Annotated in this window: 10 protein-coding genes; all 10 read left to right on the plus strand. The window is 70.4% G+C overall.

Features of this window, described 5'->3' with window-relative positions:
• Positions 1-161: 161 nt before the first annotated feature.
• Positions 162-1,136, plus strand: coding sequence for a CheR family methyltransferase (locus F3J10_RS31425; RefSeq protein WP_025099991.1), 975 nt, complete (start codon positions 162-164; stop codon positions 1,134-1,136).
• Positions 1,133-1,819 (plus strand): chemoreceptor glutamine deamidase CheD, encoded by a 687-nt coding sequence (gene cheD / locus F3J10_RS31430; RefSeq protein WP_025099990.1) that lies wholly within the window; start codon positions 1,133-1,135, stop codon positions 1,817-1,819. The genes F3J10_RS31425 and cheD overlap by 4 nt, the downstream gene beginning before the upstream one ends.
• Positions 1,816-2,892 (plus strand): chemotaxis response regulator protein-glutamate methylesterase, encoded by a 1,077-nt coding sequence (locus F3J10_RS31435; protein ID WP_029950915.1) that lies wholly within the window; start codon positions 1,816-1,818, stop codon positions 2,890-2,892. The genes cheD and F3J10_RS31435 overlap by 4 nt, the downstream gene beginning before the upstream one ends.
• 39 nt (positions 2,893-2,931) lie before the next feature.
• A complete protein-coding gene (gene cheY, locus F3J10_RS31440; protein ID WP_013696282.1) occupies positions 2,932-3,327 on the plus strand; it encodes a chemotaxis response regulator CheY in 396 nt (131 codons plus the stop codon).
• 3 nt (positions 3,328-3,330) lie between these two features.
• Positions 3,331-4,047, plus strand: coding sequence for a protein phosphatase CheZ (gene cheZ / locus F3J10_RS31445; protein WP_025099988.1), 717 nt, complete (start codon positions 3,331-3,333; stop codon positions 4,045-4,047).
• 346 nt (positions 4,048-4,393) lie between these two features.
• Positions 4,394-4,894 (plus strand): DUF2844 domain-containing protein, encoded by a 501-nt coding sequence (locus F3J10_RS31450; protein WP_052142664.1) that lies wholly within the window; start codon positions 4,394-4,396, stop codon positions 4,892-4,894.
• A 17-nt stretch (positions 4,895-4,911) separates the two neighbouring features.
• Positions 4,912-6,159, plus strand: coding sequence for a DUF3443 domain-containing protein (locus F3J10_RS31455; RefSeq protein WP_167243733.1), 1,248 nt, complete (start codon positions 4,912-4,914; stop codon positions 6,157-6,159).
• 198 nt (positions 6,160-6,357) lie between these two features.
• Positions 6,358-6,879, plus strand: a complete 522-nt coding sequence (locus F3J10_RS31460) for a VOC family protein (RefSeq protein ID WP_167243734.1) — start codon at positions 6,358-6,360, stop codon at positions 6,877-6,879.
• A 296-nt stretch (positions 6,880-7,175) separates the two neighbouring features.
• Entirely contained in the window at positions 7,176-8,390 is a 1,215-nt protein-coding gene (gene flhB / locus F3J10_RS31465) for a flagellar biosynthesis protein FlhB (RefSeq protein WP_013696287.1), read from the plus strand.
• Positions 8,387-10,489, plus strand: a complete 2,103-nt coding sequence (gene flhA, locus F3J10_RS31470; RefSeq protein ID WP_013696288.1) for a flagellar biosynthesis protein FlhA — start codon at positions 8,387-8,389, stop codon at positions 10,487-10,489. The genes flhB and flhA overlap by 4 nt, the downstream gene beginning before the upstream one ends.
• The last annotated feature ends 163 nt before the right edge of the window (positions 10,490-10,652 follow it).

The raw sequence follows: 10,652 nt of genomic DNA on the forward strand, positions 1-10,652 counted from the left end.
CGCCGGCCGCCGCCAAGGCCGGTTACGCGCCGCGCGTGGGCAAGAGCGCCGATGGCGGTGCCGCGCTCAAGCGCCCGGCCCTGTCCGGCGAGCCGAAGCCGGCGCTGGCCGCCGCGGCCGGCTCCGACGACGACTGGGAAACCTTCTGAGCCGAGCCCGAGATGAATGCCCGCCCCGCGCCCCGTGCCGAACCTTCGACCGCGCCTTCGCCGCGCGCGTCGGAGGCCGGCCGCGACTTCGCGTTCACCGGTGAGGATTTCGCGCGCATCCGCGCGCTGATCCACCGGCGCGCGGGCATCTCGCTGTCCGAGCACAAGCGCGACATGGCCTACAGCCGCCTGGCGCGGCGCCTGCGCGCGCTGGGCCTGGACAGCTTCCGCGACTATCTCGACCGGCTCGAGCGCGACAACGACCCGGTCGAATGGGAAGCCTTCACCAATTCGCTGACCACCAACCTGACCGCGTTCTTCCGCGAGGCGCATCACTTCCCGATCCTCGCCGAGTTCGTCAAGGCGCGGCCGGCGCCGGTCTCGGTCTGGTGCTCGGCGGCCTCCACCGGCGAGGAGCCGTATTCGCTGGCGATCACCCTGCTGGAGGCGCTCGGCCCCTCGGCGGCGCGCCAGGCCAGCATCCTCGCCACCGATCTCGACACCCAGGTGCTGGAGAAGGCGCGGCTGGGCATCTACACCTTCGACCAGGTCAAGCATCTCTCGCAGGAGCGGCTGCGCCGCTTCTTCCTGAAGGGCACCGGCCCGCAGGCGGGGCGCGTCAAGGTGCGCCCGGAGCTTCGGCAGATGATCCGCTTCGAGCCGCTGAACCTGACCGACGCCGACTACGGCATCGGCCAGGGCTTCGACGCGATCTTCTGCCGCAACGTGATGATCTATTTCGACAAGCCCACGCAAGGGCAGGTGCTGACGCGCTTCGAGCCGCTGCTCAAGCCCGGCGGCCTGCTGTTCGCCGGCCACTCGGAGAACTTCTCCTACGTGACGCAGGCGTTCCGGCTGCGCGGCCAGACCGTCTACGAACGCACCCGCGACGCGGCCTCGGCCGCGGGTCCGGCGCGCGCGCGAGCGCAGGCCGGCGCGCCGGCGGCGGCCAGCGCCGCGCCCAGCCTGGCCGGGGAGGATGCATGAGCGCACTGCCGATCGCGAGCAATCACTACTTCGACAACCACTTCGGCCGTCCCGGCGTGAAGCTGCTGCCCAACGAGTTCTTCACCACCCGCGAGGACATGGTGCTGGTCACCGTGCTGGGTTCCTGCGTGGCGGCCTGCCTGCACGATCCGTTCGCGGGCCTGGGCGGGATGAACCACTTCATGCTGCCCGACGACGGCGCCGACGCGCGCGCGCCGGCTTCCGACTCGATGCGCTACGGCGCCTACGCGATGGAAGTGCTGATCAACGAGCTGATCAAGGCCGGCGGCAAGCGCGAGCGCTTCGAGGCCAAGGTGTTCGGCGGCGCGGCCGTGCTGGCCGGCATGACCACCATCAACATCGGCGACCGCAACGCCGATTTCGTGCGCCGCTACCTGGCGCTCGAGAAGATCCGCATCGCCGCCGAGGACCTGCAGGGCACGCATCCGCGCAAGGTCGCGTTCATGCCGCGCACCGGGCAGGCGATGGTCAAGAAGCTGCGGCTGTCGGTGCCCGGGGTGGCCGAACGCGAGGCCGCGCTGGCCCGCTCGGCGGCCGAGGCACGCGCCGCCCGCGCGCAACGCGCGCGCGCCCACGTCGAGCTGTTCGCCGCGCCGGCCGCGTCGAAGCCGCGCGTCGAGCTGTTCGGCTCGACGGCTACAACGAAAAAGCAGGAGGCATGAGCACCGTGCAGAAAATCAAGGTATTGTGCGTCGACGATTCGGCGCTGATCCGCAGCCTGATGACCGAGATCATCAACAGCCAGCCCGACATGGCGGTCTGCGCGACGGCGCCGGATCCGCTCGTCGCGCGCGAGCTGATCAAGCAGCACAACCCGGACGTGCTGACCCTGGACGTGGAAATGCCGCGCATGGACGGGCTCGACTTCCTGGAGCGCCTGATGCGGCTGCGTCCGATGCCGGTGGTGATGGTATCGTCGCTGACCGAGCGCGGCTCGGAAATCACCTTGCGCGCGCTCGAGCTCGGCGCGGTCGACTTCGTCACCAAGCCGCGCGTGGGGATCCGCGACGGCATGCTCGACTACGCCGAGAAGCTGGCCGACAAGATCCGCGCGGCGGCCCGCGCGCGCGTGCGGCAGGCCGCGCCCGCCAAGCCGGCGGCGGCCGCCGGCCAGGCCAGCGCGCCGCTGATGAACAATCCGCTGGTCAGTACCGAGAAGCTGCTGATCGTGGGCGCCTCCACGGGCGGCACCGAGGCGATCCGCGAGCTGCTGGTGCCGCTGCCGCCCGACGCGCCGGCGGTGCTGATCGCGCAGCACATGCCGCCCGGCTTCACCAAGTCCTTCGCGCAGCGCCTGAACACGCTGTGCCGGATCGCGGTGAAGGAAGCCGAGCATGGCGAGCGGGTGCTGCCGGGCCATGCCTATATCGCGCCCGGCCATGCCCACCTGCTGCTGGCGCGCAGCGGCGCGAACTACCTGGCCCACCTGTCGGACGAGCCGCCGGTGAACCGGCACCGTCCCTCGGTCGACGTGCTGTTCCGCTCGGCGGCGCTGCACGCGGGCAAGAATGCGATCGGCGTGATCCTGACCGGCATGGGCCGCGACGGCGCGGCCGGCCTGCTGGAGATGAAGCGCGCCGGCGCGCGCACCTTCGCGCAGGACGAAGCCAGCTGCGTGGTGTTCGGCATGCCGCGCGAGGCGATCGCGCTGGGCGGGGCCGACGAGGTCGTGCCCCTGAACGAGATGAGTCGGCGCGTGCTGGCCGCGATGGGCGAGCGTGTGCAGCGCGTCTGAGGACGCGGCGAGAATACCGAATTTTGCAGAGGAACCGTGATGGACAAGAACATGAAGATTCTGGTGGTGGACGATTTCCCGACGATGCGTCGAATCGTTCGCAACCTGCTGAAGGAGCTCGGCTACTCGAACGTCGACGAGGCCGAGGACGGCGCGGCGGGGCTCGCGCGCCTGAAGGGCGGCGGTTTCGATTTCGTGATCTCCGACTGGAACATGCCGAACCTCGACGGGCTGGCGATGCTCAAGGCGATCCGCGCCGACGCCGCGCTGACCCACCTGCCGGTGCTGATGGTGACCGCCGAGTCGAAGAAGGAGAACATCATCGCGGCCGCCCAGGCGGGCGCGAGCGGCTACGTGGTGAAGCCGTTCACCGCGGCCACCCTCGACGAGAAGCTCAACAAGATCCTCGAAAAGATGGCCAAGGCCGGGAGCTGACGAATGGACGAGCCGATTCATGCGGCGCTGGCCGGCGCCGGCTTTCCGGCCGAGCACGGCGCGGATGGCGCGGATCTCACCAGCGACCGGATTCTCGCGCGGATCGGCCAGCTGACCCGCACGCTGCGTGATTCGATGCGCGAGCTCGGGCTCGACAAGCACGTCGAGCAGGCCGCGATGGTGGTGCCCGACGCGCGCGACCGGCTGCGCTACGTGGCCGACATGACCGAGCAGGCCGCCGAGCGCGTGCTGACCGCCATCGAGATCGCCAAGCCGGTGCAGGAGCGGCTGCAGGCCGAGGCCGAGGCGCTCGAGGCGCGCTGGGCCACCTGGTACCGCGCGCCGATCGAGCGCACCGAGGTGCGCGAGCTGATGGACGACACGCGCGGCTTCCTCGGCGCGCTGCCCGAGGCCACCTCGGCGACCCGCACCCAGCTGCTGGAGATCATGCTGGCGCAGGACTTCCAGGACCTGACCGGGCAGGTGATCAAGAAGATCATGGAGATGGTCTACCTGATCGAGCAGCAGTTGCTTGCGGTGCTGGTCGAGAACATCGCCCCCGAGCGCCGCGAGCAGTTCGCCGCCAACGCGGCCGCGCTGGCCGCCGAGGGACATCCCGATACGCTGCTCAACGGTCCGCAGATCGCGCCCGAAGGCCGCACCGACGTGGTCCAGGACCAGGCGCAGGTCGACGACCTGCTGGCCAGCCTGGGGTTCTGAGCCAGCCGCCCGCGGGCCGTTTCATTTTGTGATCCGGCCCGGCCGGCCGCCGGTTTCGCCCCGCCGGCCGGCGCTTCGTTACAGTTGCTTACCAGCCGGCGAATCGCGTTTGGTTTTTGCTGTCGGCCGAAGGCATACTACCGATCGACATTGGCGTCCTGCCCGGCTGGAATCTCCGGCCGGGACGGGTGATCCGCAACGCGGTCCGCCGGATTCGGTCGTGATTCGGCCGCGAATCCGGCCGAGGATCGGCGGGCGATCGACGGTTTGCACTGCGGGCGCCAGCGGCGCGCGTCTCGCGCCGCGGTGCCGGCTTACGAGGGGTGACAGGGTGAAATCGACAAGCATGCGCGGCCTCGCCGCGAAATGGGCCGCCGGCGCGCTGGCGGCGGGATGCGCCAGCGGCGCGTTCGCCGAACTGGGCGGGCCGCCCTCGGCGCCGCCCGCCGACGACACGGCCGCGGTGGTCCGCACGCTCTCGCCCTCGCGGGCCGCGAGCACGAAACTCGCCAACACGGCGCAGTCCACGGCCGGCTACACGGTGCGCGAAACCACCCTCGGCTCCGGCACGGTGATCCACGAATACCTCGGCAGCAACGGCAGCGTGTTCGGCGTGGCCTGGCAGGGCCCCACCCAGCCCGATCTCGCCTCGCTGTTCGGCAGCTATTTCTCCCAGTACAGCGCCGGCGTCCAGGCCTCGCACGCGAGCCGCGGCCTGCGCGCGCCGATCGCGATCGACTCGAGCGCGCTGGTGGTCCGCTCGGGCGGCCACATGGGCGCCTTCGTCGGCTCGGCCTGGCTGCCCGCGCTGCTGCCCGCCGGCATGACCGGCGCCGATATCCAGTGACCACCGGGAGCCCCATCTTGCGTACTTCCTCGAATCCCTTCCGCTGGCTCGCCGCGCTGGGCCTGGTCGCGATCACGGCCGCGCTGGTCGCCTGCGGCGGCGGCGACGGCGGCAGCGGCGCCAGCAACAACGCCAGCACGCCGAGCTCCGGCGGCGGCACCGTCGGCAGCGGCAATACCGGCACCGGCAACCAGGTGCCGATCGTCGTCAATGCGGGCCTCGGCAACGTGGTGAACATGCCGACCGTCAGCGTCACGGTCTGCGCGCCCGGCACCTCGAACTGCCAGGTCATCAACAACGTGCTGCTCGATACCGCCTCGTTCGGGCTGCGGCTGGTCGGCTCGGCGGCCTCCAGCGTGCTCGGCAGCCTGCCGACGCAGACCGCGAGCAACGGCGGCACCCTCACCGAGTGCGGCCAGTTCGTGTCGAGCTTCACCTGGGGCTCGGTGCGCTCGGCCGACGTCAAGCTGGCCGGCCTGACCGCCAGCGCGGTGCCGATCCAGATCATCGGCGACCTCGGCACCTCGAACGTGCCCAGCTCCTGCTCGAACGGCGGCAGCTCGGCCAACTCGGTCGCCGCGCTCGGCGCCAACGGCATCCTCGGGGTCGGCCAGTCGCCGTTCGATTGCGGCAGCGCCTGCGTCAACTCGACCGCCAACAGCAACTACTACTCGTGTCCGTCGAGCGGCAGCTGCACCCGCACCACGCTGGCGCTGAATCGCCAGGTGGCCAATCCGGTGGCGCGCTTCCCGAGCAACAACGACGGCGTGATCGTCCAGCTCGGCACGCCCAGCGGCGGCAACGCGAGCGGCACGCTGACGCTGGGCGTCGGTTCGCTGCCGGGCGGCGTCACGCGGCTCGGCACCACCACTTCGGGCAACGTGACGGGGACCTTCCAGGCTCGCGCGATCGCCTCGGCGTTCTTCGACACCGGCTCGAACGCGTATTTCTTCGATTCCACCGACAGCAGCACGCCGCTGCCGACCTGCAGCAACAACGCCTCGTTCTACTGCCCGAGCACCACGCAGAACCTGACGGCCTCGCTGACCGGCACCGACCTGAGCACCCTCAACGTGAGCTTCTCGGTCGCCAACGCGCAGGCGCTGTTCAACAGCAACGGCTTCGCGCTGGCCAACCTGGGCGGGCCGTTCGGCCAGAACCAGACGCTCGACTTCGGGCTGCCGCATTTCTTCGGCCGCAGCATCTACTTCGGCTTCGACCTGCGCAACCTGGGCGGCACGCAAACGCCGTACATCGCGCTCTGACGGGCCGCCGCGGCCCGCGCGCCCGAAGGGCGCGATCGTCCCGCCCGCGAGGGCGTGGCGGTCGCGCCCTTTTTCATTTGGCGTGAGGTTGGCGCGCTCGCCTATCATCGAGGTTCGGCCGCGCGATCCCGGCGCGGCGTTTCCAGGCGCATCGAGGGCCGGCCCGCGGCGCGGTCCGGCCCCGCAAGGAGGCAGGCGATGACATCCATCCCGGCGACGGCGCAGCCGTCGATCCAGCGCATCACGCCGTTCCTGTGGTTCGACCAGGAGGCCGAGGCGGCGGCGAATTTCTACGTCTCGGTGTTCGACGATTCGCGCATCACGCGCGTGGCCCGCTACGGCAAGGAGGGCGCGCGGGCCGCCGGCCAGCCCGAGGGCACGGTGATGACGGTGGCCTTCGAGCTGGCCGGCCAGGGTTTCTCGGCGATCAACGGCGGCCCGGTGTTCCGCATCAGCCCGGCGGTGTCCTTCGTGGTCAATTGCCGGACCCAGGACGAGATCGACCGCTACTGGGCCAGCCTGGCCGAGGGCGGCGATGCCGGGGCGCAGCAGTGCGGCTGGCTCAAGGACCGCTTCGGCGTGTCCTGGCAGATCGTGCCGGTGCAGCTGCCGGCCTTGCTCGGCGAGGCCGACGCGGAGCGCGCGGGCCGCGTGATGGCCGCGCTGATGAACATGAAGAAGCTCGATCTCGCCGAGCTGGAGCGCGCCGCCGCCGGTTGAGGGCGCTCGCGGCGGATACATGAGGGCAGGCGGCCGGCCGCGGGCAGGGCGGGCCGCCGCTGCCGCCTTCGCGCCCCGGCCGCCTCCCTGTCTTCGGCCCTGTCTTCCGCCTCATTTCCCGCCCCGCGCCCGCCGGCTTCCTCCCCCCGCGCGCCCTGTCGTTTTTACCGCCCCCGCCTTCCATCGTCGGAAATACCCCGGTTTCCCCGCTTTCCTCGACCGATCGCCGCTCGACACGTCCATCAATAATCGATGCACTGGAAATGGCATCCCGCCGTTTCCGCGTGGAGGCTGCAGTGGCAGAGGACAGCGATCTCGAGAAAACCGAAGAAGCCACCCCCCGGCGCCGTGAAAAGGCGCGGGAGGAAGGGCAGGTCGCGCGTTCGCGCGAGCTGTCCTCGTTCGCGCTGCTGGCGGCCGGCTTCTACGGGGCGTGGATGCTGTCGGGCCCGATCGGCGAACACCTGCGCACCATGCTGCGCGGCTCGCTCGGCTTCGATCGCGCCGCCGCCTTCGACACCCACGCGATGCTCACCGGTGCCGGCCGCGCCGGCATGGAAGGGCTCTCGGCGCTCGCGCCGGTGCTGGCGCTGACCGGCCTGGCCGCGCTCGCCGCGCCGATCGCGCTGGGCGGCTGGCTGCTGTCGGGCAAGGCGATCGGCTTCAAGTTCGACCGCCTCAACCCGATCAGCGGGCTGGGCCGGATCTTCTCGCTGCAGGGGCTGATCCAGCTCGGCATGGCGCTGGCCAAGACGGTGGTGGTGGGCGGCATCGGCGGCATCGCGATCTGGAAGAGCCGCGAGGAACTGCTCGGCCTGATGATGCTGCCGCTGCACCAGGCGCTGGCCGATACGCTGCACCTGGTGGCGGTGTGCTGCGGCGTGACGGTGGCCGGCATGCTGGTGGTGGCCGGCATGGACGTGCCCTACCAGCTCTGGCAATACAACAAGAAGCTGCGCATGACCAAGGAAGAGGTCAAGCGCGAGCATCGCGAGAACGAGGGCGATCCGCACGTGAAGGGCCGGATCCGCCAGCAGCAGCGCGCCATGGCGCGCCGCCGCATGATGGCCAACGTGCCCAAGGCCGACGTGGTGGTCACCAACCCGACCCACTTCGCCGTGGCGCTGCGCTACACCGACGGCGAGATGCGCGCGCCCAAGGTGGTGGCCAAGGGCATCAACCTGGTGGCCGCGCGCATCCGCGAGCTGGCCGAGGAGCATCGCGTGCCGATCCTGGAGGCGCCGCCGCTGGCGCGCGCGCTCTATCACAACGTCGAACTCGAACGCGAGATCCCGGGCCCGCTGTATTCGGCGGTGGCCGAGGTGCTGGCCTGGGTCTATCAGTTGAAGCGCTTCCGCAGCGAGGGCGGCGCGTTCCCGGCCGAGCCGACCGACCTGGACGTGCCGGCCGAGCTGGACAAGGGCGCGAGCGTCTCGGAACAGGACGAGGCCGAGGAAGCGACCGAGGTGCTGGGCGAGGGCGCCGCGCGCCGTGACGGAGGTGCCGCATGAGCACGCCCACCGGAGCGCTCGGCAAGCGTGTGGGCCGGCTGGACGTGGCCAACCTGCGCGCGCTGGCCGGCCCGATCCTGATCTGCATGATCCTCGGCATGATGATCCTGCCGCTGCCTCCGCTGCTGCTGGATCTGCTGTTCACCTTCAATATCGCGCTGTCGGTGATGGTGCTGCTGGTCAGCATGTACACCATGAAGCCGCTCGATTTCGCGGCCTTCCCCAGCGTGCTGCTGTTCTCCACCCTGCTGCGGCTGTCGCTGAACGTGGCCTCCACGCGGGTGGTGCTGCTCGAGGGCCATACCGGCCCGGACGCGGCCGGCCAGGTGATCGAGGCCTTCGGCCACTTCCTGGTGGGCGGCAACTTCGCGGTCGGCATCGTGGTGTTCGTGATCCTGATGATCATCAACTTCACGGTGATCACCAAGGGCGCGGGGCGGATCGCCGAAGTGTCGGCGCGCTTCACGCTCGACGCGATGCCGGGCAAGCAGATGGCGATCGACGCCGACCTGAACGCCGGCCTGATCAACGAGGAGCAGGCCCGCAAGCGGCGCGTGGCGGTGGCCCAGGAAGCCGAGTTCTACGGCTCGATGGACGGCGCCTCGAAGTTCGTGCGCGGCGACGCGATCGCCGGCCTGATCATCATGGCGATCAACGTGATTGGCGGGCTGATCGTCGGCATCGTCCAGCACGACATGAGCTTCGCCGCGGCCGGCAAGAACTACACGCTGCTGACCATCGGCGACGGCCTGGTCGCGCAGATCCCCTCGCTGGTGATCTCGACCGCGGCCGGCGTGATCGTCTCGCGGGTGGCCACCGACGAGGACATCGGCACCCAGATCACCGGGCAGTTGTTCACCAACCCGCGCGTGCTGACCATCACCGGCACCATCATCGTGATGATGGGCCTGATCCCCAACATGCCCCACTTCGCGTTCCTGCTGCTCGGCGGCGGCTCGATCTGGATGGCGCGCGTGATGCGCCGCCGCGAGGCGGCCCGGCACGCGGCCGGCGACCTCACCGAGATCGCCCCGCCCGCGGCGCTGCCGGCCGACAGCCACGAGGCGACCTGGGAGGACGTCACGCTGATCGACACGCTGGGCCTGGAGGTCGGCTACCGGCTGATCCCGCTGGTCGACAACAGCGGCGACGGCGAGCTGCTCAAGCGCATCAAGGGGATCCGCAAGAAGTTCGCGCAGGAAATCGGCTTCCTGCCGCCGGTGATCCATATCCGCGACAACCTCGAGCTGCGCCCCAACGGCTACCGGATCGCCCTGAAGGGCGTCGAGGTCGGCACCGGCGAGGCCTTCCCGGGCCAGTGGCTGGCGATCAACCCCGGCCAGGTGACGGCCGCGCTGCCCGGTGCGCAGACGCGCGACCCGGCCTTCGGCCTGCCGGCGGTGTGGATCGACGTGTCGCAGCGCGAGACGGCGCAGGTTTACGGCTACACGGTGGTGGACGCCAGCACCGTGGTGGCCACCCACCTCAACCACCTGGTGGTGCAGCACGCCGCCGAGCTGCTCGGCCGCCAGGAAGTGCAGGCGCTGCTGGAGCGCACCGGACGCGACGCGCCCTCGCTGGTCGAGGACCTGGTGCCCAAGACGGTCTCGCTGACCACCCTGCAGCGCGTGCTGCAGAACCTGCTCGAGGAAGGCGTGCCGATCCGCGACATGCGCACCATCATCGAGGCGGTGTCCGAGCAGGCCGGCCGCATCACCGATCCCTACGACCTGACCGCCGCGGTGCGCCTGGCGCTGGGCCGCGCGATCACCCAGCAGTGGTACCCGGGCTCGGGCGAGATGCAGGTGATGGGGCTGGACGCGAATCTCGAGCGGGTGCTGTCGCAGGCGCTCGCCACCGGCGCGAATCCCGGCCTCGAGCCGGGGCTCGCGCAGACGCTGCTGATGGGCACGCAGGACGCGATGCTCCGGCAGCAGAACATGGGCCTGCCGCCGGTGCTGCTGGTGCAGCACGCGCTGCGGGCGATGCTCGCGCGCTTCCTGCGCCGCAGCCTGCCGCAACTGAAAGTGCTGTCCTACGCCGAAGTGCCGGAAACACGCACGATCAAAGTCACGAACGTCATCGGGGGTAACGCTTGAACATCCGCAAATTCACCGGCCCGACCAGCCGCGACGCGCTGCGTCTGGTGCGCGAGGCGCTTGGCGGCGATGCCGTGGTGCTGTCGAATCGCACGCTCGAGGACGGCTCGGTCGAGATCGTCGCGCTGGCCGACGCCGAGCTGGCCGCGCTCGCGCCGAAGGT

It is taken from the genome of Burkholderia sp. Cy-637, from assembly GCF_011753175.1.
Lineage (GTDB): Bacteria > Pseudomonadota > Gammaproteobacteria > Burkholderiales > Burkholderiaceae > Burkholderia > Burkholderia gladioli.